21 protein-coding genes and 5 pseudogenes are annotated in these 25,513 nt (G+C 69.5%); 11 read left to right on the forward strand and 15 right to left on the reverse strand.

Annotated elements, in window-relative coordinates:
* The first annotated feature begins 335 nt into the window (after nt 1-335).
* Nucleotides 336-2,486, forward strand: a complete 2,151-nt coding sequence (gene helR / locus RZ84_RS01395) for an RNA polymerase recycling motor ATPase HelR (protein WP_043262770.1) — start codon at nt 336-338, stop codon at nt 2,484-2,486.
* Between the two features lie 103 nt (nt 2,487-2,589).
* Here helR and RZ84_RS01400 read toward each other — a convergent pair whose 3' ends face one another.
* A complete protein-coding gene (locus tag RZ84_RS01400; RefSeq protein ID WP_043262771.1) occupies nt 2,590-3,450 on the reverse strand; it encodes an alpha/beta fold hydrolase in 861 nt (286 codons plus the stop codon).
* A gap of 223 nt (nt 3,451-3,673) precedes the next feature.
* Here RZ84_RS01400 and RZ84_RS01405 point away from each other — a divergent pair, with 223 nt between their 5' ends.
* From RZ84_RS01405 to RZ84_RS40355, 3 genes and pseudogenes are all read left to right on the forward strand, one after another.
* Nucleotides 3,674-3,859, forward strand: a complete 186-nt coding sequence (locus RZ84_RS01405; protein ID WP_052229675.1) for a hypothetical protein — start codon at nt 3,674-3,676, stop codon at nt 3,857-3,859.
* Nucleotides 3,860-4,143: 284 nt separating this feature from the next.
* On the forward strand, nt 4,144-5,208 hold the full coding sequence (locus tag RZ84_RS01410; RefSeq protein ID WP_043262772.1) for an RICIN domain-containing protein: 1,065 nt from the start codon (nt 4,144-4,146) through the stop codon (nt 5,206-5,208).
* Between the two features lie 88 nt (nt 5,209-5,296).
* Nucleotides 5,297-5,395 (forward strand): annotated as a pseudogene (locus tag RZ84_RS40355) (IS5/IS1182 family transposase); the annotation flags it as partial.
* Between the two features lie 184 nt (nt 5,396-5,579).
* Here RZ84_RS40355 and RZ84_RS01415 read toward each other — a convergent pair.
* Nucleotides 5,580-6,038 carry a MarR family winged helix-turn-helix transcriptional regulator gene (locus tag RZ84_RS01415; protein WP_052229676.1) on the reverse strand — a complete coding sequence of 153 codons (459 nt, stop codon included), beginning with the start codon at nt 6,036-6,038 and terminating at the stop codon, nt 5,580-5,582.
* 64 nt (nt 6,039-6,102) lie between these two features.
* On the opposite strand from RZ84_RS01415, the gene RZ84_RS01420 reads away from it, so the two are divergent.
* The gene (locus RZ84_RS01420) at nt 6,103-7,218 is read left to right on the forward strand and encodes an FAD-dependent oxidoreductase (protein WP_043262773.1); all 1,116 of its coding nucleotides are present in this window, start codon (nt 6,103-6,105) and stop codon (nt 7,216-7,218) included.
* A gap of 135 nt (nt 7,219-7,353) precedes the next feature.
* Here the strand turns inward: RZ84_RS01420 and RZ84_RS01425 are convergent, their stop codons facing one another.
* The 5 genes and pseudogenes from RZ84_RS01425 to RZ84_RS01440 form a co-directional block, all read right to left on the reverse strand.
* Nucleotides 7,354-7,902 carry a hypothetical protein gene (locus tag RZ84_RS01425; protein WP_043262774.1) on the reverse strand — a complete coding sequence of 183 codons (549 nt, stop codon included), beginning with the start codon at nt 7,900-7,902 and terminating at the stop codon, nt 7,354-7,356.
* Between the two features lie 959 nt (nt 7,903-8,861).
* The gene (locus RZ84_RS01430) at nt 8,862-11,540 is read right to left on the reverse strand and encodes a hypothetical protein (RefSeq protein WP_043262775.1); all 2,679 of its coding nucleotides are present in this window, start codon (nt 11,538-11,540) and stop codon (nt 8,862-8,864) included.
* A gap of 511 nt (nt 11,541-12,051) precedes the next feature.
* Nucleotides 12,052-12,975 (reverse strand): LLM class F420-dependent oxidoreductase, encoded by a 924-nt coding sequence (locus RZ84_RS01435; protein ID WP_043262776.1) that lies wholly within the window; start codon nt 12,973-12,975, stop codon nt 12,052-12,054.
* A gap of 77 nt (nt 12,976-13,052) precedes the next feature.
* Nucleotides 13,053-13,136 (reverse strand): annotated as a pseudogene (locus RZ84_RS40360) (SGNH/GDSL hydrolase family protein); the annotation flags it as partial.
* Nucleotides 13,133-13,702 (reverse strand): PadR family transcriptional regulator, encoded by a 570-nt coding sequence (locus RZ84_RS01440; protein ID WP_043262777.1) that lies wholly within the window; start codon nt 13,700-13,702, stop codon nt 13,133-13,135. The pseudogene RZ84_RS40360 and the gene RZ84_RS01440, both read right to left, overlap by 4 nt.
* A 124-nt stretch (nt 13,703-13,826) precedes the next feature.
* Here RZ84_RS01440 and RZ84_RS01445 point away from each other — a divergent pair, with 124 nt between their 5' ends.
* Nucleotides 13,827-14,261, forward strand: coding sequence for a nuclear transport factor 2 family protein (locus RZ84_RS01445; protein ID WP_043262778.1), 435 nt, complete (start codon nt 13,827-13,829; stop codon nt 14,259-14,261).
* A 583-nt stretch (nt 14,262-14,844) separates the two neighbouring features.
* On the forward strand, nt 14,845-16,323 hold the full coding sequence (locus tag RZ84_RS01450; RefSeq protein WP_043262779.1) for a glycoside hydrolase family protein: 1,479 nt from the start codon (nt 14,845-14,847) through the stop codon (nt 16,321-16,323).
* 183 nt (nt 16,324-16,506) lie between these two features.
* Here the strand turns inward: RZ84_RS01450 and RZ84_RS01455 are convergent, their stop codons facing one another.
* Nucleotides 16,507-17,115 (reverse strand): TetR/AcrR family transcriptional regulator, encoded by a 609-nt coding sequence (locus RZ84_RS01455; RefSeq protein WP_043262780.1) that lies wholly within the window; start codon nt 17,113-17,115, stop codon nt 16,507-16,509.
* Nucleotides 17,116-17,160: 45 nt separating this feature from the next.
* Here RZ84_RS01455 and RZ84_RS01460 point away from each other — a divergent pair, with 45 nt between their 5' ends.
* The 3 genes from RZ84_RS01460 to RZ84_RS01470 all read left to right on the forward strand — a co-directional run bounded on the left by RZ84_RS01460 (nt 17,161) and on the right by RZ84_RS01470 (nt 19,614).
* Complete coding sequence (locus tag RZ84_RS01460; protein WP_043262781.1) at nt 17,161-17,994, forward strand: SDR family NAD(P)-dependent oxidoreductase; 834 nt, start codon at nt 17,161-17,163, stop codon at nt 17,992-17,994.
* 264 nt (nt 17,995-18,258) lie between these two features.
* Nucleotides 18,259-18,903 carry a TetR/AcrR family transcriptional regulator gene (locus RZ84_RS01465; RefSeq protein ID WP_043262782.1) on the forward strand — a complete coding sequence of 215 codons (645 nt, stop codon included), beginning with the start codon at nt 18,259-18,261 and terminating at the stop codon, nt 18,901-18,903.
* A 27-nt stretch (nt 18,904-18,930) separates the two neighbouring features.
* On the forward strand, nt 18,931-19,614 hold the full coding sequence (locus RZ84_RS01470; RefSeq protein WP_078893486.1) for a VC0807 family protein: 684 nt from the start codon (nt 18,931-18,933) through the stop codon (nt 19,612-19,614).
* 120 nt (nt 19,615-19,734) lie between these two features.
* Here RZ84_RS01470 and RZ84_RS01475 read toward each other — a convergent pair whose 3' ends face one another.
* The 4 genes and pseudogenes from RZ84_RS01475 to RZ84_RS01485 all read right to left on the reverse strand — a co-directional run bounded on the left by RZ84_RS01475 (nt 19,735) and on the right by RZ84_RS01485 (nt 22,858).
* On the reverse strand, nt 19,735-20,781 hold the full coding sequence (locus RZ84_RS01475; protein ID WP_052229678.1) for an alpha/beta hydrolase: 1,047 nt from the start codon (nt 20,779-20,781) through the stop codon (nt 19,735-19,737).
* Between the two features lie 58 nt (nt 20,782-20,839).
* Nucleotides 20,840-21,104: pseudogene (locus tag RZ84_RS40365) on the reverse strand (hypothetical protein); the annotation flags it as partial.
* Between the two features lie 6 nt (nt 21,105-21,110).
* Nucleotides 21,111-22,295, reverse strand: a complete 1,185-nt coding sequence (locus tag RZ84_RS01480; protein WP_241777495.1) for an MFS transporter — start codon at nt 22,293-22,295, stop codon at nt 21,111-21,113.
* Nucleotides 22,292-22,858 (reverse strand): Chromate resistance protein ChrB, encoded by a 567-nt coding sequence (locus RZ84_RS01485; protein ID WP_043262783.1) that lies wholly within the window; start codon nt 22,856-22,858, stop codon nt 22,292-22,294. Before RZ84_RS01485 ends, RZ84_RS01480 begins: the two co-directional genes overlap by 4 nt.
* Nucleotides 22,859-23,257: 399 nt before the next feature.
* On the opposite strand from RZ84_RS01485, the gene RZ84_RS01490 reads away from it, so the two are divergent.
* The gene (locus RZ84_RS01490; RefSeq protein ID WP_043262784.1) at nt 23,258-23,893 is read left to right on the forward strand and encodes a methyltransferase family protein; all 636 of its coding nucleotides are present in this window, start codon (nt 23,258-23,260) and stop codon (nt 23,891-23,893) included.
* Between the two features lie 4 nt (nt 23,894-23,897).
* Here the strand turns inward: RZ84_RS01490 and RZ84_RS01495 are convergent, their stop codons facing one another.
* From RZ84_RS01495 to RZ84_RS40375, 3 genes and pseudogenes are all read right to left on the reverse strand, one after another.
* Nucleotides 23,898-24,752 carry a class I SAM-dependent methyltransferase gene (locus tag RZ84_RS01495; RefSeq protein ID WP_043262785.1) on the reverse strand — a complete coding sequence of 285 codons (855 nt, stop codon included), beginning with the start codon at nt 24,750-24,752 and terminating at the stop codon, nt 23,898-23,900.
* Nucleotides 24,753-24,779: 27 nt separating this feature from the next.
* Nucleotides 24,780-25,075: pseudogene (locus tag RZ84_RS40370) on the reverse strand (hypothetical protein); the annotation flags it as partial.
* Between the two features lie 23 nt (nt 25,076-25,098).
* Nucleotides 25,099-25,200 (reverse strand): annotated as a pseudogene (locus RZ84_RS40375) (CopG family transcriptional regulator); the annotation flags it as partial.
* Nucleotides 25,201-25,513: the final 313 nt, after the last annotated feature.

The following is a 25,513-nucleotide window of genomic DNA, read 5'->3' on the forward strand; positions in this document are numbered from 1 at the left end:
GCTTGGGCGGCGCGTTGCGCCTCGTGCAGGGCTTGTCTGTCCAGAGCGGACGATCAGAGCGGAAGAGAAGTACTCACTCCTTGCCACTTTCAACGTATAGCGCACTGGGGGGCTTGCGGCAAGGCCCCGGTCGTGCCGCACAATCGCTGACCTCGGCCAGAACCTTCAGCAATGGGAGCTTTGCGAAGTGCATGTGTTTTGCCGGCCTGTGGGTCGTGCGGTGATGTCGAGCCGGTGGTGGGACTTCCTCCGCGACGGGGGACGCTCGGCGCGGAGGTGGGTGGGTGCGCGCCGTTGGACCTCGCGGGCGCGGCCTTCGGATCGGAGCTGGTGAGGTGAATCCCGTGACCACCAGCGCGTTCGACCTTCCCGACCGCCTCTCCCCCAAGGCCGACCCGACGCTGATCGCCGGCGACGAGCGGCACTTCGCGGCCATAGCGGAGAGCCTTGAGCAGTCGATCGCCGAACTGTCCGACCGTCTCGACGCCGAGCTGAGGGCGCCCGGTGGCATCGGCCGGCAGGCGATGGATCGGGACGCGGAGGTCCGGCGACTGACCGGGCGCCTGCGGGCCCTGCGTCGCTTCGGATGGGATCTGTGCCTCGGGCGCATCGTCGGCGCGGACGATCCCGAGCCCGTGTACATCGGACGGCTTGGCCTGACCGACAGCGCGGGGCGTCGGCTGCTGGTCGACTGGCGCTCCCCGGCGGCCGCATCGTTCTTCGCGGCGACCCACGCCAACCCGATGGGGTTGGCGAGCCGCCGTAGGTATCGCTGGGCGGGTGGCCGGGTCAGCGATTACTGGGACGAGGTGTTCACCGCTGACGGGCTGGACGGGCACGCCGCGCTGGATGACCAGTCCGCCTTCGTCGCCAGCCTGGGCAGCACCCGGTCGTCCCGGATGCGTGATGTGCTCGCCACCATCCAGGCCGACCAGGATGCCATCATCCGGGCGGGATCCCGGGGCGCTCTCGTTGTCGACGGCGGTCCGGGTACGGGCAAGACTGTGGTCGCTCTGCATCGCACCGCCCACCTCCTCTACTCCGACCCGCGTCTCGGCCACCGTCGCGGTGGCGTGCTGTTCGTCGGTCCGCACCAGCCCTATCTGGCCTATGTCGAGGACGTCCTGCCCAGTCTCGGGGAGGAGGGCGTGCAGACGTGCACCGTGCGGGACCTCGTCGCCGAGGGGGCCGGAGCCGCGGTCGAGGCCGACCCGGATGTCGCCCGCCTGAAGTCGTCCGCGGACATGGTCAAGGCGATCGAGGCTGCCGTCGGGGTCTACGAGGAGCCGCCGGCCGAGGGGATGACGGTCGCGACCGACTGGGCCGATATCCGGCTGAGTGCCGACGACTGGGCCGAGGCGTTCGACACGCCGGATCCCGGCACTCCGCACAACGAGGCGCGTGAGCAGATCTGGGAAGAGCTGGTCACGATCCTGTTGGGCAAGCTCGACGGCGATGTTCCGCCCGACCTGTTCCAAAGGTCGCTCAGGCAGGACGAGGAGCTGGTCACCGCCCTCCACCGCGCGTGGCCGCTGCTCGAAGCGGCCGACCTCGTCGGAGACCTGTGGTCGGTCCCCGCGTATCTGCGGATGTGCGCTCCCTGGCTGAGCCGCGATGAGGTGCGCACGCTGCAGCGCAAGGAGGCGCCCCAGGCATGGACGGTGTCCGACCTGCCGCTCCTGGACGCGGCGCGGCAGCGGCTCCGCGGTCCGGAGGCGGCACGGCGGAAGCGCCGGCAGGAGGCCGCCGTCGCCGCCGAACGAGCTCGTATGTCCGACGTCATCGACAACGTGCTGGCGGCCGATGACGACGGTGAGGGTGCGGTGACGATGCTGCGCGGACAGGACCTGCGGGACAGGCTGATCGACCGGACCGCTGTGGCCGGCGCCGATCCGGACCGGCTCGCCGGTCCGTTCGCGCACATCGTCGTGGACGAGGCGCAGGAACTGACCGACGCGGAGTGGCAGATGCTGCTGCTGCGCTGCCCGTCCCGGAGCTTCACCATTGTCGGGGACCGCGCCCAGGCCAGGCACGGGTTCGCCGATTCGTGGCAGGAGCGGCTGGCACGGATCGGGCTCGACCGGGTCGAGGTGGCCTCCCTGAGCATCAACTACCGGACGCCGCAAGAGGTCATGGCGGAGGCCGAGTCGGTCATCCGGGGTGAGCTCCCGGACGCCAATGTACCGACGTCCGTCCGCAGTAGCGGGGTTCCCGTCACGTACGGATCCGTCGCGGACCGGGACTCGGTCCTCGATGCCTGGCTCGCCGCGCATGCCGACGGGATCGCCTGCGTCATCGGCGATCCCACGTTCCGGGCGACATCCCGCGTGCGGTCGCTGACCCCGGAGCTGTCGAAGGGGCTGGAGTTCGACCTGGTCGTCCTCGTCGATCCGGAGGAGTTCGGCAAGGGCATCGAAGGAGCGGTCGATCGCTATGTCGCGATGACCCGTGCGACCCAGCAACTCGTCATCCTGCGGAGCTCCTGACGTCGGCCACGCGGTGCCGCGAGCCCCCGCGCCCCGGTGGGCCCGGACGGGGCCGCCGTGGGGGCGCGGAGTACGAATCCGCGGTCGTCATCGGGCGAATTGATCACCGCTCTTCAACGGGGCCGCGCTCGTCGAGGAAGCGCAGGAGCGCGTCGGCGGTGTCCTGTGGGTTGTCCTCGGGCAGGAAGTGCCCGGCTGCGCTGATTGTCTGCCGGCGGGCACCGGGGATCGCCGCGGCCAGGCGGTCCGCAGTGTCCGGCGGCAGCCATTGGTCCTGTTCACCCCACAGGACCAGGGTAGGAGCCACGATGTGCTTCAGGCGGGCGACGACATCGCGGGTGTCCTCGGAGCTGACGGCGACGACTTGGTCCATCCAACGTTGCCGACCGTCGTCTCCGGTCCACGGAGCAAGGTAGGCGTTCGCGGTGGAGACCGGCATCGGATGATGAGTGGCGGTGCGGAGACGCGTGGCGATGAGGTCGCCGAAGACGTCTGTGGGCATCGTGCGGTAGGCGGTTGCGTGGCGCTGCTGGTGGTCGGTGAACGGCGTGTTCCACGGGCCGAGGACGGCGGCGTCCAGGAGGGCGATACGTCGCACCGGCACGTGCTCGATCAGGTGTGCGCGCAGTACGATCCCTCCCCCGATGTCGTGCCCGACCAGGCTCGGCGTCTCCAGCCCCCAGTACTCGGTGAGTTCGGCCAGTACCCGGGCCTGCCGGGCGATCGTAGGGGCGGCCCCGGGACGAGGGCGGGAGTCGCCGAATCCGAGTAGGTCCCACACATGAACGGTGTGGCTGCGAGCCAGCACGGGGACGATCTCGCGCCACAGATAGGACCAGGCGGGGGTGCCGTGGACCAGGATCACGGGTGGCCCTTCGCCGAAGACGCCGGTGGCGACCTGTCCGTCGGATACCCGGACCCGGTGGGGGAGGCTCCACGTCTCGGACTGGGCGTGCGTAGGCATGCCAACCACTCACCCGCGGACGAGCGCCGCGCCCTTGAGGGGCGGTGACCGCTTCGTACAACGGCGACCGCGGATTCGTGCTCCGCGCCCCCAAGGCGGTCCCCTCGACCAGGGCGCAGTCCCGTCCAACCACGTAGCAGTACGGCTGTGGCAACCTCATCTCGGTCACGGAGCAGGCCCCCTCGAAACGAGCCGCATTCAGGAGCGGTTCGCCGCCGATACGGTGGGCGGCAAGCTGACCGTGCACCAGGACGACGGCCCGCGCCGGCACCGGGAGGTCAAGCTGCCGAAGTCCAGCGCGTACTGGTTCGAAGTGATTGCCTGGCCCGGTGCCCTGGCGATCAGCTGGCACAGCAGCACTCACGTCTTTCGCCACACGGACGACCTGTTCGCCACACGGACGACCTGATCGAGACACGGACGACCTGATCGAGACACGGACGACCTGATCGAGTCCTTCCGCAACTGTGAAGCGACCGGGAGCGGTTGACAGGTCGACACCCCTGCATCCCCGTCGGGCGCCTCGGCCGACCGTCTGCCCCTGCGCCCCGAACGGCGACAGTACACCGCAACTCCCCATCATCCGGCTGTGCCGGACGAACCCCTCCTCAAGATTGCTAGCAGCGGATAGTGTGATCAACCGGTGGATTGCACCACCGACACTCCCATTACACAAGAGGGGCTTGTTCTGACATGAAACCGCACAGACCCGCGGTCTCCCACAGAGCGTTAACCGTCCTGATAGCCACGCTCGGCATCGCCCTGGGCCTCACCACCCAGGCCGGCATCGCACAGGCCGCAGACAACTGCTCCGGTCTGTCCTGCTTGACGATCACCTCGGCCAACAGCGGCCGGAACCTGGACGTGCAGAACGGCAACAGCGGTGACGGCGTCTTCATCGTCACCAACTCCGCACCGGGCTACCACCAGCAGTGGCAGGCCCGACTCCAGGGATCCGACTCGTCCTTCACCATCGCCAACAACGACACGGGCAAGTGCATCGAGGCCGGACTCCCACTCAAGCAGCAGTCCTGCTCCGGCTCGTCCGCGCAGCGTTGGTACTTCCAGCCCGTCAACGGCACTTCGGACACCTTCATGATCCGTAACGCCGGGGACAACCGGTGCATCGACGTGGTGCTCGCCGCGCAGTACGACGACGCCTGGACCCAGACCTACAACTGCAACGGCACCAAGGCCCAGCAGTGGAAGCTCCCGAGCAGCGCCGTCGACACCGCGCTCAGGGCCGCGGTCGACTACGCGTCCAAGCGCTGCCAGAAGGACGGCTCCACCTGCTTCTGGACCAAGGGCTCCCAGGCCCCGGCCGAGCCGCTTGCGAAGCAGTGCGTCTCCCCCGTCTGGTACAACGGCACCGAAGCGCCGGTGCCATGGACGTTCTCGCTGAACACCTCCTCCGGCTGGGCGAGCCAACTCGGCGTCAGCTTCACCTCGGGAATCGGCGCGGGCCCCACGAGCCCCGTCCAGGCCAGTGTCAGCCTGACCATCTCCGGCCAGGTCACCCACGATCTGCGACAGGACCTCGGCAACAGCCTGACCATCAACGTTCCGTCGCACCAGTACGGCTGGGTGGCGCTGTCGGAGCTGGCGACCAAGGTGACCGGCGAGTGGACCTTCGACGCGAACGGGTTCCCCTGGACGGCGAAGGACACCGTCACCGTTCCGCTGAAGAGTGACGACCAGGGCCGGTCCAGCATCTACCTGGCCCGGACGAGCCCCAACTTCACCACCTGCAACAGCTAGCGCCAACAACGCCGGGCATCAGGCCGAGACGCCGTGACAGAGCCTGCCTGCCCGCCTGGTGGCGGTGCTCCGGGGGGGGTGAGGGACTGGCCGCTGTCGCGGCGGACTCACCAGCGAGATCCACTGGATCCAGCTGAGCGCGGATGGCCGCTGCCGCCCGCTGTCCTTGGTCATCACCGGCGGACAGCGGGCGGACTGCACCCCGTGCGAAGCGGTTCCGAAGAAGATCCGCGGCCCCGAAGAAGATCCGCTGCCCTCGGCCCCCCCCGCGACGTCATCACGTAGCTCCTCGGCGGGCTCACGGCGTCCGGAGACGAGCACGAGGGCGTCGTCCGCTCCCCCGCGGATGGGCAGTGGGAGCAGTCCAGGCGTCAGTGCTCGGTTCCGGTTGTCTCTTCGCCCTGGCCCTGTGCGACAAATCGGGCCAGCAGGTCGTGCAGTTGGTGTTGTTCCCGCGGGTCGAGAACCTCCAGTAGTGCGAGCATCGCGCCGCGGAACAGCTCGTCGGCCTCCTGGAGCCGCCGCTCGCCCTCTTCGGTGATCACGACCTCGTACGCCCGACGGTCGTTCGCTGCCCGCCGGCGCTGCACCAGATGCCGGCGCTCCAAGTCATCCACGATCCGCACCAGGGTGGACTTGTCGATGCCGAGCGCCGTACCCAGTTCGCGCTGACTGCGGATCTGGCCTGCCTGGACCGTGGCCAACACACCGGCATGTTGCAGTTCGATGCCGGTCGGCCGGGCCGCTTGGTTGGCCTTCGCGCGGGCGAGCTGGTGGGCGCGGAACATCAGCAGGCCGAGGGCGGTCGGATCGACCGGTGGAGCTCCCATGGACACGATGCTAGCATCCAAGATAGTCTCAGATGAGATGATCTCAATTCGGACGGGGTGAAGTATGCGTGTTCTGATCAGCGGCGCCGGCCTGGCCGGCCCGTGTCTCGCTCACGGCCTGCGCCAACACGGCCACGACGTACGGCTCTTCGAGCGCGATGCCGCCATCGACGCCCGCGCGCAGGGGTACCGGATTCACATCAACGGCGACGGGGATGCGGCGCTGCGCGAGTGGCTGCCCGCCGAGGCCTACGAGCAGGCCGTCGCCACTTCCTGCATGGCCGGTGGTGGCGTCCGCATGGCCGGCCCCGACCTGCGGGAATTCATCGAGATCGAGCTCCCTCCGGATGCCGCGGGCATCACGGTTGACCGGCTCACACTGCGCCGGATCATGCTGCGGGACCTGATGGACTCGACCCGGTTCGGCGCCGGGTTCTCCCGTTACGAACTGCTGGACGACGGCACCGTACGGGTCTTCCTCACCGACGGTTCCACCGCCGAGGGCGACCTGCTGGTCGCCGCCGACGGAGTCAACTCCGGCGTCCGGCGCCAGCTGCTGCCCGACTTCCCCGTCACCGTGCTGGACAGCCAACTGATCTACGGCCGTACGCCGTTGACCGATCAGGCACGGAAGCTGACGCCGCCGCCGGCGCTCGAAGGTTTCCTGGGCGTGGGCAGTACGGACGGCCGCCGCCTCGCGCTGGCCGCACAGCGGTTCCGCCGCAACCCGGCCGATTTCGGGCTGCCGCCGGCCGACGACTACGTCATGTGGGGTGTGACTGCCCCGGCCGACGTCTGCGGTCCCGGATTCTTCGAGCTCGGTGCCGCGGAGCTGTTGGAGTTGGCGGCACAGACCATTGCGGACTGGGCCCCCTCACTGAGCGAGTTGGTCCGACTGGGAGACCTGGACCACCTCATGCCCGCGAGTGTCCAGACCTCCGAACGCCCCGAATCGTGGTCGCCGGTACCGGTGACCCTGCTCGGTGACGCGGCGCATCCCATGGCCCCGGCCGGAATCAGTGCCGGCGTCGCGATCCACGACGCCGGCCTGCTCGCCTCCCGCCTGGTTTCGGGCGCACCCCTGCTCGACGCCGTCCGGTCGTACGAGACGGACATGCTCGACTACGGTTTCGCCGCAGTCGCCACCGCCACCCGGAACCACGCAGGCAACTTCCAGTAGTCCAGCCGCAGATCGTGATCTTCACACGTCGCAGGACCACGCTGTGCCCTGCGACCACCGCCTGAACCTGCTGCCTGCACACGCTGATGATCAGGCGGTGACCGCACTCGTTCCGCCCGCCGGAGACGATCACGATCAGCGGGCGGAGTGCGGCTCGGCCCAACCGGTGGCGGTCACCACCTCCCGCGCGATGTCCGCGACAGGCCGTCCGTCCGTCGCCACCCGTACGGTCTCCGCGGTGGCCCGCCGATCCAGAAGTCTCGCCTTGCGGACGCTGCCTTGCAGCTCCTGCTCCAGCTCGGAGCCGAGTTCCCGGCCCATCAGCCGCTCGCGCGCGGTGGCATCGGAGGCGGTGAGCAGGACTCGCGTGATCCGCACATCGGCGCCCATGGCACGCTCGAACATTCCCGCCTCCTCCGGCAGCACACTCACAGTGTTGGTGTAGATGAGACGTCGGTAGCCGCGCTGGGCGAAGTTCGCCCACACCGCAGTCAGGTTGCTCTCGGCGATCTCTGTGCGGTGAGGATCTCCCTCTGGTGCCGGATGTACCTGCCCCATGAAGTCACCCTCGATGACAGCGTGAGCGACCGCCGCGTTGCGCAGCAACGCCGAAACCTCCCACCCCACCGTCGTTTTGCCGACACCAGCCCGCCCACCGATCAGCAGCGCTTCTGCATGTTCCATGGGGGCAGCGTGCCAGCCGGCGACCGCGTCACGCGATCCGATATCGATCCCCTCCCCTGTCCTGTCAGTTGTGTCTCCATGGGAGTGGCCGGCTTCGCCAACCCGTTTCTGCCATCCGCGCGGACGGCATGCTCGCCAGACAGCCGGTCTTGTCGCCCGGCCATGGAGCCTCTACGGCCCGATCGAGGGCGGGTGTAGGCCCGACCGAGGTCGCGACGGTCTGTTCGGGGCGGAGCCTCGGTGGCGTTGCGGTATGCGGCCGAAAGCATCTGGCGCCAGCCGAAGGGGAGCGGCCAGGAACCGGATCGTAGGTCAGGACGTCACAGTGGCGTGCGGTGGTGGAAGGGGGGCAGCAGTGGCGGTGGGGCGCAGTGAACTCAGCTCGTGGCACGGGTCGGCCCGGTGTTGGTTCGGGGTTGTCCTGGTTGGTGTTGCGTGCGTGGTGACCGCCTGTGGAGGCGGAGATGGCGGTAGCGAATCGCGGGCTCGCTCCGCGCCGTCGGGCCCTACCGTCGGTCCGAGCACCACGACGCCGGCGCCGTCTTCCCCGGCCCCCGGGGCGGCCTCCGCGTCGCCGGGCTGTGTCGCGGGGGCCGCTACCGTCACCCATCGGCCTGGTGACGCCTCCGTCCGGGACCTGTGTGTGCGGCCCGGCGCGACGGTGACCGCGGTTCTGGGGCCTCGCTCGGAGGGTGCCTGGCCGCAGCCGCGCAGCGGTAATCCGATGCTGGCGGTGGTGACTTCGACCGCCACCGGCCGGGACGGGGCGGCCCGCGTCACCGTGCGGGCCGCGCGTACCGGCCTGGGGAGGGGGACCTGGGGGCCGGATGCGGCGCCTGTCTTCACCCTCCGGCTGAGTGTGGCGGCGTATCCCGTGCGGTGAGCCGGATGCGGGCGGCCGGTGCGCCTCCCACAGGTGGGGTGCGCACCGGCCGCCGGGTGAGGGGGATGCGTTGTGGTCAGTCGTTACGGGTGGCCTTGAGGTGCCGTATGTCGAGGGACCAGATGCCGCGACCGTGGGTGGCGGCGTACAGCTTGCCGTCGGGGCCGAGGCGCAGCTGCATCACGGCCGCGGTGGGGAGGTTGTGCCCTGCCACCTGCCACTTGGTGGCGCCCGTGGGCCGGTAGAAGGTGGCCAGGTCGGTGCCGAGGGCGAGGCCGCCGTTGGGGAGCAGTTTCACCGTGTTGGCGGGGACGTCGGGCAGGTTCGCCGAGATGTCAGTCCAGTCGGTGCCGCCGTTCCTGGTCTCGAAGATGTGGCCGACGCCCGCGCCGGGTCCTTCGGTCCACTTGCGGGAGAAGCCGTTGACGGCCACGTAGACGTGCTGGGCGTCGGCCGGGTCGACGTCGAAGCCGGAGATGTAGCGGTTGGGGAGGGTACCGTCGACCGGGAGGGTGAGCTGGTGCCAGCCGGTGCCGTCGGCGCTGCCGACCGCGATGCCCCGGGTGAAGCCCTTGCTGTCGCAGGGTCCGCACCAGCCGGCGTACACGGTGCCGCCCGAGGACGCCACGGCGGTGGCCACATGGCCGTCGCCGAGGTCGTAGGCGTTCTTCCACTCCGCCCCGGACCGGATCGCGAAGCCCTTGTTCTGGACCCAGACATGCCGGCCGCCGGCCACCCAGGTGTTGTGGTCCTTGGTGTCGGAGGTGATGGGGGCGATGAAGCGGGCACCGGCACCGCCCTGGTCCTTGTCCGGCGGGGCGATCTCGTACTCGGTGGCCTTGGACGGGTCGGTGGACCACGAGCCGTTGTTGACGCCGCAGTTCTGGGTGACCCACATGTCGAGGTAGACGTACTCTGCCGCGATGTTGCAGCCGTTGGCGGGGTCGGCGATGGTGTCGGCGCCGTCGCCGCCGAAGTCGGAACCCATGACCTTGTCCCGGCCGCGCAGGATCGACTGGCCGTTGTCCTGGAGGCCCCCGGTCACCGAGACGCCGCCGTGGGCGAGGTCCTTGCCGATACCCACCGAGTAGTACTGGAGGGTGTCGAGGGTGCCGTCGTTGAGGGACTGCCAGTCCTTCGCGTGGCCGCCCGAGTCGACCGCGCCGTTGAGCGGACGGCGGTAGATGCCGCCGTCGTTGCCGACGTAGGCCCAGGTCTTGCCGTGGTAGCTGCCGATCGCGACCGCGTGCTGGTCGGAGTGGACGGTCGGCGAGCAGTCACCGGTCTGCTTGGCGGGGTCGATGCTCCAGCAGGGGAAGGGGAAGTTCCAGTACGGGCCCGGGGTGGTCCAGCTGGTACCGCCGTTCTTGGTCTCGAAGACCTCTTCCAGGCCGAGGTACAGGTGGTCGGCGTTGGCGGGGTCGACCTGGAGGAACTGGTTGTACCAGGACTGGATTCCGGGCTGGTAGCCCGCGCTCTGGAGGGCGGACCCGGATGCCTTGAGCTTGGGGTAGTCGGCGATCTGCGTCCACGGCCCGAACGGCGAGCCGTTCTTCGACACGTACACGCCCTTGAGGCCGCTGTCGGGGTTGGCGGTGGTCTGCGCCGGCGACTGGTCGATGGCGTACAGCCGCGAGCCGTCGGCAGCCGCGGCGAACGTCATGTTGCCGACGTCGGCGCTGGAAGTCGGAAGGTCACCGAGCCCGCTGGCCGGCTTCCAGTCGCCGCCGTCCTGCCTGGCGTACAGCCCGTTGTAGGTGTCACCGCCGCGCCAGCCGACGGCGAGCAGGACCTTGGAGGGGTCCTTCGGGTCGCTGGCGATGTCATTGGCGATGTTCTTGTACGGGGCGCTGGGGTCGGATGCCTTGGAACCGCCCGGCAGATAGTCGGGGTTGGGGGCGAATTCCAGCTTCCACGGGCCGGACAGGGTGGTCGTGGAGTGCGACCACACGCCGCGGCTGGTCGCCGCCCAGACCTTGTCGCCCGCGAACCGCAGTGCGTGGATGACGGTGCTCTCCAGTTCGGCGCCGCCCACCCGGTTGCCGGGCTGGAACTTCCCGTGCCGTGGGTCGCCCAGAACGTAGACTCCCGTGCCGACGAAGGCGGTTGCTCCGGTGTTGGACTCGCCGGTGGCGTACCAGAGTCGTTTCTTGCCGTCCAGGGCCAGGGTGCCCGTGGACAGCGAGGGGAGTTTGTCGGCGATCGGCTCCCAGTGTCCGCCGCCGGTCTTCGACCGGAAGACGCCGCCGTTGGCGCCGCCCGCGTACACATACCCGTGGTCGTCGGCGGCGATCCCGGTGATCCGGCCGGTCACTTTGCCGAAGCCGCCGCTGGAGTTGGAGTTCACGTCGCGGTAACGCGGATCGTCGGCGTTGTACGCCTTCTTGGTGACGTGATCCCAGTTGCCCCGTGTATGTCGCATCGACTGGAGCTGCTGCCAGGCCGCGCCGTAGGCGCCGGGCGCGATGACGCCGGGAGCGGTGCGTGCCTCGGTGAACTGCGCAGTGGCTTCGGCGGAGTTCTCCTCCTCACCGGAGTCGCCGTCCCGGCTGCCGAGGATGGCGGCAGCGGACTTTCCCCGGCCGGCGTGTACTGCCTTGAGGTGCTGGCGACCGATGTCGGCCTGGTGGCGCACGTTCCAGGGCCGGGGTCTGGAGTTTCCGGATGCCGCGAACGACTGGGTGGTGGCCAGTCCGAGCGCGGCGGCTATGGCGGCGCAGGTGATGATTCGCCGACGATGCCGTTGGGGCACCATGCCCTCTCCTCCCTGCGCCGAGGATGGGGGTGGCTCGGCGCGCAGGAGATCTTGGCGTGTCCGCGACAGCGCTGCGAAGGGGGTCGCAGGAAAAATGGTAGGGAGTTTACGTTTGCGGTCCGCATGGACCTAACTACCCCCAACTTCCCGTAACTTCCGCTTCACAACTGTTATTTGAGGTTGTCGGCGGGATCGCGGAGATCAGCGGGACCGGTTGCCGGCAACAACCCGAGCCGGTCCGGCACCGCGGCCGACGAGCGGGACGGCGGCGAGGGTGGGGCTCCGGTGCCGCTTCGGACGAATCCGAGTCCGGTGTTGAGGCGGTCGCATTGGCGGCAGCGACGTGGTCGAGGAGTCCGGCCAGGGCGCGGGCGCCCGGGAGGTGACCTGGCGGCGCATCATCTTCCGCTACCGAGCGAGCCAGTTCTCACCCCACCAGCGCGCCGGTGGTCACCACAGGGCACGATGGGCCGGGATAGCGCCACCAGTCACGCAGCCACCCCACCACCGCTCAACCGGCCAGCTCCCCGAGCAGCTCCCAGGTACGGCGCCGGTCGGAGTCTCCGGCGATTTCCGTATCACAGAACACCACCTCCGTCGCGCCGGCATCCCGGTAGCGCCGCACCTCGGCGGCGACCGTCTTCTCGTCGCCGATCACCGCAACATCGGCGGCCCGTCGGCCGCCGGAGAGTTCGATGACCCGTGCATAGGACGGGATCTGCTCATAGAACGCGAGCCGTTCGGCGATCTTTTCCCGTACGGACTCGACATCGTCGGTGACCACGCCGTGCACCAGTGCGACGATCCGGGGCGCGGGCCGGCCGGCGGCCGATGCGGCCTCCGTGACAGCCGGAACGATGTGCTCGCTCAGGACGCGCGGCCCGGCCAGATTGGGCAGAATCCCGTCCGCCAACTCACCGCTGACACGCAGCGCCTGGGGCCCCATCGCAGCCACGAGCAACGGCACGCCCGCCTCGGCACCCGGCACACGGGCGGGGATCGGTGTCCTCGCGGTGAGCAGTTCGCCGTGGAAGTCGGCGGTGCCGGACTCCGTCAACTGCCGTAGTGCGGTGAGGAATTCCCGCAGGCGCGCGATGGGCCGCTCGAAGGGGATACCGAAGCCCGTCTCGGTCAGGAGCTTGGTGCCGAGCGCCAGTCCGAGGTGGTAGCGGCCATGGGTGGCCGCCTGGGCCGTCTGGGCCTGACTGGAGACCAGCAGCGGGTGGCGGCCGAAGACAGGAATGGCGGACGTACCCACGTGCAGGCCGGGCACTTCCCGCCCGACGACCGCCGCGAGTTGGGGTGAGTCCACGCCGAAGGTCTGCCCGAACCAGGCCGACCGCAGCCCGGCTGCCGCGGCCTCGTACGCGAGGCGCACGGTGGCATCGATCTGGTTGTCGGCATCGATCGCGCTGAGCGCTACTCCTATAGCCATGACGCTGCAAACCCACGGCACCCGCCGCGTATTCCGGATCTTCGGCGTGCTCATCGTCGAACAGCACCACCTCGACCGCGCAGCCCCGCTGTGTCATCGCCGTCGCCGAGTCCCTCGGTCCGGCCGTCGCCGAGGGCGACGTACCGCGCATCGCGGATCAGCGCCGGGCACGGGCCTCCCGCCTTTCCCGCAGGATGGTGATGGTGCGCTCGCACCAGTCGCGGTTGCCCTGCTCGAAGGCAAGCCCACGAAGGCAGGTCAGGTAGGGGCCGATGCGCTCGCCGTGGCGCAGGAACTCCTCTTCGCTGCGGTCGCCGCGCATGGTGTGCAGCAGCTTGCCGAACAGGTCGACCTTGGCCCCGGCGAACGCGGCGCGCTCGGTGAGCTGCGCCAGCAGCTTCCCGGTGTCGACGTGGTCGGCGGCCTGGACCTTGACGAGCAGGTCGTCGCGGATGAAGGAGGGCTTGGTGGCGGTGGCCGTGAAGCGCTCCAGTTCGGCCAGGCCGGCGTCGGTGACTTGGAACAGGCGCTTGTTGGGCCGGGTCTCCTGGACCACTTCCCGGCCCGTGATCAGCCCGTCCTTCTCCAGCCGGGTCAGCTCGGCGTACAGCTGCTGCGGCTGTGCGTGCCAGAAGTTCGCCACCCCGAGGTCGAACGCCTTGGTCAGCTGGTATCCGCTCAGCTCCTCGTCGAGCAGCGCCGCCAGCACGGCATGACGCAAGGCCACCGGATCGCCTCCCCTTCTTCGTCTTCTTCGTCCTGCTCGGCCCTGTCGTGGCCCTGTCCATGGTTTCACCATCCATGATACTCATGAATCTGATCAGTCCTATTCATGAGTAAGAGAGGAAGTCATGAACGCAGCAGAGCGCTTCCGCGCCGCCGTCGACCACCGCGACCTCGCAACGATGAAAGACCTGTTCACCGACGACATTCGGCTGTACAGCCCGGTGAAGTTCCAGCCCTTCGAGGGCAAGGCCATGGTGCTGGGCCTCTTCGGGGTCCTGCTGCGTACCTTCGAGAACTTCCGCTACATCGGCCAGTTCGCCGGCACCGCCGAGACGAGCTCTGACGGCACCGCCGCTCCCTCGACGGTCCTGCTCTTCCGCGCCACCGTGGGCGGCAAGCAGATCCACGGCATCGACCTGCTGCACTTCGACGACAACGGCCGGATCAAGGAGTTCACCGTCATGGTGCGGCCACAGTCCGCCGTCCAGGCGCTGGGCGAGGCGGTCATGGCCGGACTGATCGCCGACGGTCTGGTCCCGGCGCCCGGCGAACAGTCATGAGGGTGCCCTGATTCGCCGTCCCCTGATTCGCCGTCGGAGAGCGGTCATCACTGCGTCAGGGCAACGGGCTCGACCGGGCAACTGGCCATCGGCAAAGGAGGCTTGAGGGAGGCTGCTCGGGCGGTTCACACGCAGGCCGCGGGGCGGGGCCGGCGGCGCATATCGCGTCCGATCCGCTTCCGCAACGGCCCTGGCCGCCAGCCACCGCTTGGCCTGGCGGAGGCCCCGGCCGAGGTCGGCAGCTTCGGCCGGGGCCGTCGCGGAAGCGGTGTCCAGCGAGGCGATCCGGCGGTGCGCGGGATCGCGGCGCGCATCAGGCGCTGCCGGCCCCGCCCCATGGCGACATCGAACTGCCCCAAAGGTCGCCCCGGCGGCTCTGTGCAACCACCGCCGGCAGACCGAACCTGTGGTGAGCCGGCTGCCCGCCTCGCTCGACAGCAGCCGCGCGGTCAACCGCATCCTTCGCGGGCCTGGCTCACCGCGGTGGGCCCGACGGACGTCGTCCTGCGCGCGCATGACACGGCGCCCACCGGGCAGCCGCGCCTGGTAGCGCCGCACCACGCCTCACATCAGGAGAGAACGTATGCCCCGAAGGTCCAGAAGAACCCTCGCTGCCCTGGCGTCCGTGGTGACCGTGCTGATCCTGGCCCTTGCCGGAGCCGTCCACGCGACAACCGCCACGACGCCCGCAGGTCCCCACGCGCGCACCCTGGGCACCGACTCCTATCGGTCAAGTCCAGGTCCGGTCGCGGGGAGTTCGGCCTACGACTACGCCCCGAGCATCATGGTGGACGGCGTGTACAAGATGTGGTGGTGCGGCCAGGCCCCCGGAGGGAAGGTTCCGGGTGATGACATCCTCTACGCGGAGTCGGCCGGCCCCGACGGCCCGTTCCACGCACGGGGCAGCTCGGCACCGCACCAGATCGCGTTCCAGGGAACCGGCACCGGCAGCTTCGACAACGAGCACACCTGCGACCCGTCGGTCGTACGGGCCAACGGCACGTACTACCTCTACTACGGCGCCGAGCGGCACGATGGTGAGCCCACCACGATCGGCGTCGCCTCCAGCCCTGACGGGATCCGCTGGACCCGACTCAACAACGACCGGCCGATCGTCACCCCCGCCCGTCAGCAGCAGACGCAGAACACCTACGGCGCGGGGCAGCCGAGCGTGGTCTACCGCGACGGCGAGTTCTACCTGATGTTCGTCGACACCACAGGTGCCGGGGCGTTGGCCAACGGGGCCGGACAGTTCGTCTGGCGCTCGCCGGATCCGACCTTCCAGTCACATGTCCAGGTCGCCACCGCCTCCGGCTGGCAGGCCAAGTCCGACGCCAACTCTCGGGCCTTCTCCGTCGTCAACGCGTTCTCGGCGGACTGGCAGTACTCGGATGCCCTGGGCGCGTTCGTCATCGCCCATGACGACAAGCAGGAACAAACCACGCTGACCTTCCTCGATTCCAACAACCTGGCGCTGCACCCGTACTCCGACGTGGCGATCCAGGGTCACTGGACGGAGGGACCAGGCATCGTCTCCCGCCCGGACAAGCACTCCGTGGTCTCACGGAACAACGACTGCGGGCGGATCCCCATCGAGGTGATCCGCTCCACCGACAGAAACCCGCTGGGGCAGCCAACGCAGTTGGCCCGCATAGGTCTTGACCTGCTCACCCACAACAACTGCGCTGCGATGCCGCGCAGCCGGATCGCCGCGATGTACGAAGGCTACGGGCTGCAGTCCGGCGGCCTGCCCGCCGCCGTCGTGATGGGCGGCCGGCGGCTGCAGATCCACAACGCGTCCGTCTACACCGACCTGACACACAACCCGGTCTCCGTGCCACAGTCGATCTACTTCACGGTCCCCTTCGGCGCGTCGTTGCCCGATCACGGGAAGGTGCTCGGAGCCCCCGGCCTTCCGGCAGCGTTCCAGCTGGACCATGGCGCACTGTGGCCGGTCGACGCCCCACAACTGGCGCTGGACAACCACTCGTCGATCACCATGGTGGACCGCGCCGGCTGGCTGTCGCACCCACGCGGCCCCGACCTGAACTACCTCCGATAACAGCGTCATGCGGCGGGAGTGGCCGGAAGACCAAGGGGTCTTCCGGCCACTCCCGCCGCATTGCGCCGTCGCACACATGGTCGTTCTCCTCACGGGTCGTTCTCCTCACGGGTCGTTCTCCCCGCGCCCGGGGTTCGGTGGCCCCGGCGGGCCGAGTGCCATCGGGTGATGCTTGCCGCGAGGTCAGGAGCGGTCGTCCGCGAAACCTCGCTCAAGAGCATCGAGCGCCGCGCCCACGGTGGCATTGAGTCGCCGCCGGACGCTGACCGGCGAGCGTCCCGCGACGAGCCCGTCCTGGACGACCGAGTGCCGCAGGACGAGTACGCCGGTCGCCGCCGCGGCCCACGGCGTCGATCCGCTTGCCTCCGCCAGCGGTGTGAGCCAGGACTGGAGGATGAAGGCTCGTCGGGCGGCCAGCGTCGGTGAGTCCCGTTCGCACTGTGCGAAGGCGCGCATGGCGGCCCACATCGCTTCGTCGGCCGCTCTCCATGGGCACGGACCGGCGAGGATGGGGCCACTGACCACCAGGGGGCGGATCGCCGCGGTGGCGGAGGCGTTGCCGCGGTCGGCGACCGTCGCCACCAGATGCTCCAGAACGGCCGGCTCGGCATCGAAGAACAGATCCTCCTTCGCACCGAAGTAGTTGACGACCGTCTTGACCGACACATCAGCGGCGGCGGCAACGTCGGCAAGCGTCACCGACTCGAACCCTCGCTGCTCGAACAGTCGGGTCGCGCGGTCGGAGATCCGCTGCCGTGTTTCTGCTCGCTTGCGCTCACGAATACCTACCATGGTAGAAAGTTTACCATCGTGGTAAAAAACTTGAGAGGTGGAGCCATGGAAGAACAACTGCGTTGGCTGGTGACCGGTGCCAGTTCGGGGCTGGGCGCCGCAGTAGCCGAAGCGGCGATCGCGCGCGGGGACGAGGTCATCGCCACCGCTCGCGATACGGCACGGCTGGACGGTCTTGTCGGCCGATCCGCCGGCCGGGTGCGTGCGGTCGAGCTGGACCTGTCCGACCGAGCGGGAACGCGGGCGAAGATCGCCGACATCGCACAGGCCGATATCGACGTCCTGGTGAACAACGCGGGCTACGGACTCATGGGCGCCTTCGAAGAGGCCACCGATGAGCAGCTGCGCGAGGCATTCGAAGTCAATCTGTTCGGCAGCCTTGAGCTGACCCGCGCGCTCCTGCCCGGCATGCGCGAGCGAAGCTGGGGACGCATCGTGCAGATGTCGTCGATCATCGGCGTCACCTCGGGACTCGGCGGTGCCGGATACGCCGCCCCCAAGGCTGCCCTCGAAGCGGTGTCCGACTCGATCGCAGCCGAGGTCGCGCCGTTCGGTATCCACCTCACGATCGTCCAACCCGGCGCGTTCCGCACCGACTTCGGCGGACGGTCGCTGCGCCTGACCGACCAACTGCCGGTGTATCGGTCGATCGTGGGGCCGCCCCGTGACGCGTTCGTCGCCCACCACGGCACCCAGCGGGGCAATCCCGAGCGCGCCGCCCAGGCCATCCTCGATGCCGTCCTGTCGCCGCAGCCGCCACGACGGCTGCCAATTGGCCCCGACGCTTTCGGCGTACTCCGTGCCCACTACACGGCGCGGCTGTCCGAACTCGATGCTCTGGAGCCAACTGCCACGGCTACCGACTACCCGAGTTCCTGACCCAGCGGGGCCAACCAGTCCTGACGGAATCGGTCCGGGACGCGTGCACGGAAGCGGGGTCTGCGCCATCACAGTGCGCCGCCCCCGCCACACGGTCCTGCACCCCCTCAATACTCCCGTCCGGTATGCCGTCCGAGGCGTTCGGGCCTTGCTCCACCCCTGCCATCGCTTCCGCTCCCCCTGGAAGCGGCAGAGCCCGCGCCACATCGTCCGCGTCCGCACACCTTCTTGCTCGGGTGAGCAAATCACGCTACCGTCTTGCTCATGCAAGCAAGCAATGGCTCGTCCAAGCAAAAGTCGGGACGCGGAACCAAGCGCTCCTTCACGGAGACGGGCCGCCGCGCCCAGATCGTCGCCTCGGCGATCGACGTGATCGCCGAAGTCGGGTACCACCGGGCCTCGTTCGCGAAGATCGCGGAGCGCGCGGGGCTGAGCAGTACGGGGATGATCTCCTACCACTTCGACGGGCGGGACGACCTGATGCGCGAGGTCGTCGCCGAGGTGCTGCGGATCGCGGAGGGATACCTCCGTCCCCGTATCGAGGCTCACGAGAGCTACGCGGCCCGCCTGCGCGCCTCCATCGAGGGCAACCTCGATCTGTGCGCCGAGTACCCGAACCACCTCGCGGCGATCACCGAGATCCTCACCAACCTGTCCGGCGGCTCCCCCGGCATGGTCGCCTTCCTCGACACCACGGAGGCGAACCTCGCCGTCCAGGCGGAGCAGATCCGCAAGGGACAGCGTGCGGGCGAGTTCTGCGACTTCGACCCGTGGGTGATGCTGCGCGCGATCCGCGCCGCCATCGACGACGTGGTCCGCCGCGCCACCCACGATCCCGATCTCGATGTACGTGCCGCCGGCCGGGAGTTGGCCGACCTTTTCGACCGGGCCACCAGAAGCACGTCATGACCACAGCGAAAAAAGGGGGAACACACCATGGCGACACAGCAGGCACCGCAGACCGACACCGACGGGGCCGCCGCAGCGTCCGCCCGACGACGCACCACGGCACTGCGCCGACGGCTCGCCGCGCAGCTGCTCTTCGAGCTCGTGCTCCCGCTCGGCTCCTACTACGGGCTACGCGCGGTCGGCGCCGGCCAGTGGCTCTCGATGGCCGCCGGCGGGCTGCTGTCGCTGCCGTGGATCGTTTACGGCATCGTGCGGCAGCGGCGCGTGGAGGCGGTGGCGGCGTTCTCGCTGAGTCTGGTGGTGGTCGGCGCGCTGCTGTCCCTGGTCACCGGCAGCCCGCGGGTGCTGATGATCCGGGACAGCTGGCTGACCGCCGCGATGGGACTTTGGATACTCGGCACGCTGCTGACCCGGCGCCCGTTCATCATGACGGCCTCGCGCGGCATCGTCATCGCCAAGGTGGGCGAGGCCGGACTGGTCGAATGGGAAGCGCGGTGGGATGCGGAGCCGATGTTCCGTCACCACCTGCGGCTGGTCTCGGCGGTGTGGGGCGCGGTCTTCCTGCTCGACGCGGTGTTGCGGGTGGTGCTGGCGTACACGATCCCCGTGGACGCCTTCGCGCTCACCAGTACCGTGCTCTGGCTGGCGCTGCTCGGCGGACTGCTCGTGTTCCACAACTGGTACATCACGCGGCACGGCTTGAAGCTGTAGGGCCGCGGGTGCCGGCGTCGCGGTGCCCATCGCGCGGAGGTCGGCCGCTGCCTGTCCGTGGCTCGCAGGTAGGGCCCGTCGTCAGGCGGAACCGCTCCGTTGTCGACTACGGCGATGTGCTCAGCGGGCAACTTCGCCGCGAGGATCGGACTGGGCAAGGATGCGCCGCAGCCAGCGGGTACGGGCGTTGCGGGCGTCCTGGCTGAGGACTGCCCGTGGGGCGAAGGTGTCGAAGCCGTGGAACGCTCCGGGCCATACGTGCAGTTCGGCTTGGCCACCGGCCTGCCAGATCGCCTGGGCACAGGCCACACCCTCGTCCCTGAAGGTCTCGGCCGACCCGACCTCGATGTAGGCCGGGGGGAGCCTGGACAGATCCGTGGCACGGGCGGGAGCAGCGTAGGGCGGCAGATCCGCAGCGCCGTACCGGTCACCCAACAGTGCCTGCCACGCAGTCGTGTTGGAGCGTCGGTCCCAGGTGTCGATGCCGGCCATCTGGTGACTGGAGAAGGTGTTGTTGCGGTCGTCGAGCATCGGGGACAGGAGGAGCTGCCCGATCGGTACGGGTCCGCCTCGGTCACGGGTGAGCAGGGCGAGTGCCGCGGCGAGCCCGCCGCCGGCACTCTTTCCTCCGACGATGATGCGGTCCGCGTCAACGCCCAGTCGGGCCGCATGCTCGGCCACCCAGACGAATCCGCCGTAACAGTCCTCCACCGGTGCCGGATACTGCGCCTGCGGCGCCAACCGGTACTCGACGGAGACGACGGCCAACTCCAGTGTGCGAGCCCACTCGCGCAGCAGTCGCGGAAGGACCGACCACGCATTGCCGGCGATCATCCCGCCGCCGTGCATGTAGTACAGCAGGGGCAACGGCCCGGCGATCCCGGCGGGCCGGGCGCTCACGAGTGTGACCTCGTGCCCACCCGACGCTCCCGGTACGCGCAGCTCAGCCACCTCGAAACGGCCGTCGGCGCGGAGGTCTTGGGCCGTCGGCCTGGGCCGGGCCGCGGCATCCCGCTCCTGCCGGGCCGCGAGGTTCTCCGGGGTGATCGGCTCCCGCGCCTCGTCCCCCAAAGCCGCCAGCGCCACCTGTAGTTCGGGGTCGAACGGGGGCGCTTCCCGAGCCGTCGAGACAGGGCCGGGCTCCGACGGTACGCCAGCGTTACTCATGACAGGCCCTCCTGTCGGGCGTGGGGATGCCGGCCGGCGTCCCGCCCGCAGCAGTTCGTCAGCGCGTGCGGGCGTGCGGGCGGGCGTGCGGGCGGGGAACGCTCACGTGCGTGAGGTCCATGAGTCGTATTGAATCCTCCCCTCCGTTCACTTCGTTCAGCAAGGGGATTCCTGGCTCACGCTGCCTGGCGGTCCTGCGGACTGTCGGGTCTTCTGCGACCAGCACCAGCCGGGTTGAGACCTGCCCGGACGAGCATCACGCGTGCGGAGTTCTTGCCCCGAGGACTCACGGTTCCGCAATTTCGCGCTCAGCACCCATGGCTGGGCGGTCAGGTCGGCTCTTGCAGGGCGGGGGTGGTCCGGCGGGATGCGACCAGGGCGAGGAGGCCGAAGGCCAGTATCGCGGCGAGGGTGGCGAAGCCGTAGGCGAGGTTGGTGGCGGTGGCGACGGTTGCGACGAGGAGGGGGCCTCCGGCATCGCCGAGTTCGCGGCCCAGTTCGGCGGCTCCCATGGTCTGGCCGAGTCGTTCTTGCGGGGTGGCTGCGGCGAGGGTGGCGAAGCCGAGCGGGGTGATCAGCCCGGTACCGGAACCGATCAGCACGGCTCCGGTCAGGACGCCGGGCAGGCCCGGGAGCATCGCGCCGAGGAATCCGGCGGCGGTGAGGGCCAGGCCGACCGCGATGCCGGTGCGGGTGGTCAGCCGTCCGGCGTCCAGGGCGCGTCCGGCGTACGGCTGGATGGCGGCGGCGCTGGCGGCGAGGACGGAGACGGCGGTGCCGGTGGCCACGGTGCCGAGGCCGGCCGCAGCGCCGGAGACGGGCAGGAAGCCGACGCCGACGGACAGGGCGGCGGTGGCGGCAGCGAGCGCGGCGGTCGGGGTCAGGAAGGAGCGGTCGGCCAGGCGGCGGGCCAGGGCGAGGAGGGTCTGCCGGCTCTTGGGCAGCGGCGGCACCGCGGGTACGGCCGGCACGGTCCAGACGGCGACGGCCGCGGCGAGGAGGGTAAGGACGAGGAACAGCAGGCGCAGCCCGCCGGACCAGACCAGTACGCCGCCCAGGAGAGGGCCGAGGGTGTAGCCGATGGACTTGTAGAAGCCGTAACTGCCGAACACGCGCCCGTGCTTGGCCGTCGGGTTGAGGCGGGCCACCAGGGCGGACGCGGACGGGGAGAAGGCGGAGGCGGCGGCGCCCTGGCCCAGGCGGGCGGACCAAAGCCAGCCGGGGCTGTCGGCGACGGCGTACACGGCTGAGGCGGCGGCGAAGGCGATCAGGCCGCCGAGCAGCACGGGTTTGGCGCCGATCCGGTCGGCGAGGGTGCCGAAGACGGGCTTGAGGACGACCTCGGCGCCGTCGTACAGGGCGAGCAGTCCGCCGAGGACGAGCAGGGAGCTGACGGCGTCGTGGGAGAAGCTGCCGAGGTTGGCGGCGATGCCGTGCGCGCCGAAGGCGGTGGTGAACCCTGCCGCGTACAGCGGCCACATGGCGGGCGCCGGCGCGCGGGAAGCCTGGCTCATGTGCCGTCCTCCGCACTGTGGGGCAGGGCCGTGAAGACGCGTTCGGCGTAGTCCTCGCAGATCTCGGTGCAGTGGGCGAGGCGGGCGGCGGCCTCGGCGGTCTCGGGGGCTCCGAAGACGTCGCGCGTGCTCAGGTCCTGGTGCCAGCGGCGCAGCCGCTCCAGACTCTGCTCTTCCTCCTCCAGTTCGGCGGGGGTGAACTTGGCCTGGCGGATCTCCTTGGCGATCTCCTGCTCGAACTTTCCGCAGTCGGCCAGGAATTCGGCCCAGTCCGCCGAACGGGCGGCGGTGAACATCGCCTCGAACCGGGCGGCGTCCTCGACGGAGCGCCCGGCGGCCCGAAGGGTCACCGCCCGGCCCCCGGCGGCGTCGGTGAGCTCGACCGCGCGGCGCGCCCCGTCGGCGAAGGTCGGCACGTCCGGAACGGCCCAGACGCCCTGCCCGAGGGAGAGCGCGCCGACTTTGCGCAGCTCGCGCCAGACCGCCACCCGGTGCCGGGAAGGCTCCGCGGGCAGTTTGATCACCAGCACCAGCCACCGTGTCTGCGGTTCAGCAGTCGCCATGGATGAGAATGTAGCAGGCGTTACATCCCACTGGTCGACTGTGGGGTCAAGGAAGGTCTCGGCTGGGGCGTCGGCGAGGTTCGAGCAGGCGGATCAGGAACGGGGCGAGGAGTACCCTGGCGAACCGGCGCAGGCTCTGCATGCTGGACGCGTCGTGGATCGTTTACGGACGTCCCCACGTCAGGAGTGCTGGCGCTGCTTCTTGTTCCGTCCCTCGATCGTGATCGAGGATGCAGCGCCGCGGCGGATCCCCTGTACGGGGGCCGGCGCTCCAGGGTCATCGGCGCCGACCGCATCGTGCGGTGCCATCGGCTGCCTGGTCTCCACCCGTGGGTGGAGCCCTCCAGATCAACCCCTGGGTGGTCGCCAGCCGCGACGCACGAGGAGCAACCTTGACGCATGGACTCCCTCCACTCCTCACTTGTTGCCCTCACCGGTGTCTGTGTACTGATCTTTCTCGTGGCCTGGGCCGTGGGTGCTGTCTATTTCGGTGTGAAGAACCACGCCGGCCTGGGCGGCTGGCTGCGCGGTATGCGCCGCACCATGCCGCGCAGGGTCCTGCTGATCGCGGGCGCCTACGCGTTCTCCGTGCTGGTGAGGCACACCCCGCAGGTGTGGCACCACCTCCAGTACTGGCAGCCCGAGCTCGCTCTCCTGGGTGCCGCGCTCGTCGTCGCCTCCACCGCGTTGCTGCTGTGGGCCCGATGGGTTCTGGGCACGATGTGGGCCAGCATCCCGTTGGTCAAGGAGCATCACCAGCTGCGTACCGACGGCCCCTACCGGCTGGTCCGCCACCCCATATACACCGGCTTCCTCGGCCTGGTCGTCGGCGGCATGCTGGCCTGCGGCTTCGGCGTCTGGGTTGCCTTCCTGGTGATTGCCGTCCCCTGGGTGCTCCGTCGGGTCCACGTCGAGGACGGCCTGATGGCCGGCCAGTTCGGCGCCGCCTACGAGCTCTACCGCACGCGAGTACCGGCGTTGATACCGTGGACGCGCCCCGCCCGGCGGGAGGCCGCGTCGCAAGGCCGTCGCTGAGAGGTCAGGTAGCGGCCAGCAACACGTCCTCTCCGGTCGACGGGCGGAGGCCGTCGGTGCGGTCGGCGAAGTAGCGCTCGGCGAGCGCATGTCCCGACACGTGTCGGACGTCTGCGAAGCCGGCGTCGCGGGCCGCTGCCAGCATCTCGGTCGGGGTGTAGAAGCTGATGAACGGTGTTCCGGATGCCTGGGCGCCGTCCTTGCTCGCCCGGAGGCCGGGGCGGTCGGCGTCGTCGAGCAGTTCGGGTGGCAGCAGGAAGGTCATGGCGAGCGTGGAGCCGGGTGCGAGCCCGGCGATCTGGTGCAGGGTCGTCATGGTGGTGTCCTTGGTGAGGTACATGGTGACGCCGGTGGAGACGATGACCGCCGGTCGGCTGGAATCGAAGCCGGCAGCGGCGAGCTTCGTCAGCCAGTCCTCGTGCGCCTCGAAGTCAACCGGCACCAGGCGCAGCCAGTCGGGGATGCCGTAGCCGAGTGCGACCAGACGACGACGCTTCCATGCCTGAGTGCCGGGCTGGTCGACCTCGAAGACCCGTAGCCGGGAGGTGCTCTCCGGCCTGCGCTGGGCAAAGGTGTCCAGGCCGGCGCCCAGGATGACGTACTGGGTGACGCCGCGGTCGGCCTGCTCCGCGATCAGGTCCTCGATGAAACGGGCGCGGGCCACGATGGCGGCCCGGAACCCACTGGTGGCGTGGGGGTCCATATCGGGCCGGTCGCGCCAGTCGTCGTCGGGTGCCACGAGTTCCAGACCGATCTCGTCCTCCAGCACGTGCGGCGGGTCGAGCTGGACGTGCAATGCCCGCCAGAGGGCGGTGCGTACCGCAGTGTTGTCCGGCTCCCCGGTCTGCTCGTCTGCCACGATGTTCGCCTTCCGTTGCCGTTGCGGTCAGTTCTTGGTGGGAGCCCGGAGGCTCCGCAGGCGCCCGTCGGGATCGCGGACGGTCATCTCCTTGGTTCCGTAATGGGTGTCAGTGATGGGTGTCCGTAATGGGTGTTCTCGAACCGGGTGATCACCTCGACGGCAGGATCGGGGCGGAACGCGTCCGCGCCCGGCACCTTCAGCACGATCTGCGTCTGCGGCTGTTAGGTCCTTGGGGCTGTTGGCCCTTGGGGCTGTTGGTCCTCGGGAACCTCGGCGATGAAGACGTACGGCCCGTCGCCGTTGCGGAGCTGGCCTGAGTTGCGGGTGAGGCGTCGGTGCCCCATGCCGACAGCGACATGCCCGACTCGATGGTGTGGTACTTGACCTGCCTGATCAGCCCGATCGGCAGGTAGACGTTGAGTTGCTTGACTTCCTCATCACCCACGGCGCGATGCTAGCTTCCTGGCAAGCCGGGCGCCGGTGGATACCGCGAACCCGTCCAGGTGCGACTTTCCAACGGAGGGCAGGACGACGAGGCCCCTGGCACCCCTCACCCTGGAAACGTTGCGTGGGGTGTGCCAGAGGCGTTCGCGGGCCTGGTTCACCAGGTCGCCGGCGTGAGCGCGACCGGCTCAGGTATGGGCGATCTGCGGCCGAGTGGGGCAGAGAGCCGCCTCGGCACGTCGCGGGCGGCGCCGCGACGCTTGAGGTCGATGGGACTCCCCCGCCCCGCGGGCCGCCATGCCTGTTGCGGCTCC

Origin of the sequence: Streptomyces sp. CT34 (genome assembly GCF_000805335.1) — a bacterium.
Taxonomy (GTDB): Bacteria; Actinomycetota; Actinomycetes; order Streptomycetales; family Streptomycetaceae; genus Streptomyces.

Bases quoted from the DNA above. Each gene is read 5' to 3' on its own strand.
- RZ84_RS01485 (WP_043262783.1), bottom strand. From the start codon at position 22,858: ATGGCGACTGCTGAACCGCAGACACGGTGGCTGGTGCTGGTGATCAAA.
- RZ84_RS01425 (WP_043262774.1), bottom strand. From the start codon at position 7,902: ATGGAACATGCAGAAGCGCTGCTGATCGGTGGGCGGGCTGGTGTCGGC.
- RZ84_RS01470 (WP_078893486.1), top strand. From the start codon at position 18,931: ATGGCGACACAGCAGGCACCGCAGACCGACACCGACGGGGCCGCCGCA.
- RZ84_RS01455 (WP_043262780.1), bottom strand. From the start codon at position 17,115: ATGGTAGGTATTCGTGAGCGCAAGCGAGCAGAAACACGGCAGCGGATC.
- RZ84_RS01400 (WP_043262771.1), bottom strand. From the start codon at position 3,450: ATGCCTACGCACGCCCAGTCCGAGACGTGGAGCCTCCCCCACCGGGTC.
- RZ84_RS01435 (WP_043262776.1), bottom strand. From the start codon at position 12,975: ATGGCTATAGGAGTAGCGCTCAGCGCGATCGATGCCGACAACCAGATC.
- RZ84_RS01445 (WP_043262778.1), top strand. From the start codon at position 13,827: ATGAACGCAGCAGAGCGCTTCCGCGCCGCCGTCGACCACCGCGACCTC.
- RZ84_RS01430 (WP_043262775.1), bottom strand. From the start codon at position 11,540: ATGGTGCCCCAACGGCATCGTCGGCGAATCATCACCTGCGCCGCCATA.
- RZ84_RS01480 (WP_241777495.1), bottom strand. From the start codon at position 22,295: ATGAGCCAGGCTTCCCGCGCGCCGGCGCCCGCCATGTGGCCGCTGTAC.
- RZ84_RS01450 (WP_043262779.1), top strand. From the start codon at position 14,845: ATGCCCCGAAGGTCCAGAAGAACCCTCGCTGCCCTGGCGTCCGTGGTG.
- RZ84_RS01465 (WP_043262782.1), top strand. From the start codon at position 18,259: ATGCAAGCAAGCAATGGCTCGTCCAAGCAAAAGTCGGGACGCGGAACC.
- RZ84_RS01490 (WP_043262784.1), top strand. From the start codon at position 23,258: ATGGACTCCCTCCACTCCTCACTTGTTGCCCTCACCGGTGTCTGTGTA.
- RZ84_RS01475 (WP_052229678.1), bottom strand. From the start codon at position 20,781: ATGAGTAACGCTGGCGTACCGTCGGAGCCCGGCCCTGTCTCGACGGCT.
- RZ84_RS01420 (WP_043262773.1), top strand. From the start codon at position 6,103: ATGCGTGTTCTGATCAGCGGCGCCGGCCTGGCCGGCCCGTGTCTCGCT.
- RZ84_RS01410 (WP_043262772.1), top strand. From the start codon at position 4,144: ATGAAACCGCACAGACCCGCGGTCTCCCACAGAGCGTTAACCGTCCTG.
- RZ84_RS01415 (WP_052229676.1), bottom strand. From the start codon at position 6,038: ATGGGAGCTCCACCGGTCGATCCGACCGCCCTCGGCCTGCTGATGTTC.
- RZ84_RS01460 (WP_043262781.1), top strand. From the start codon at position 17,161: ATGGAAGAACAACTGCGTTGGCTGGTGACCGGTGCCAGTTCGGGGCTG.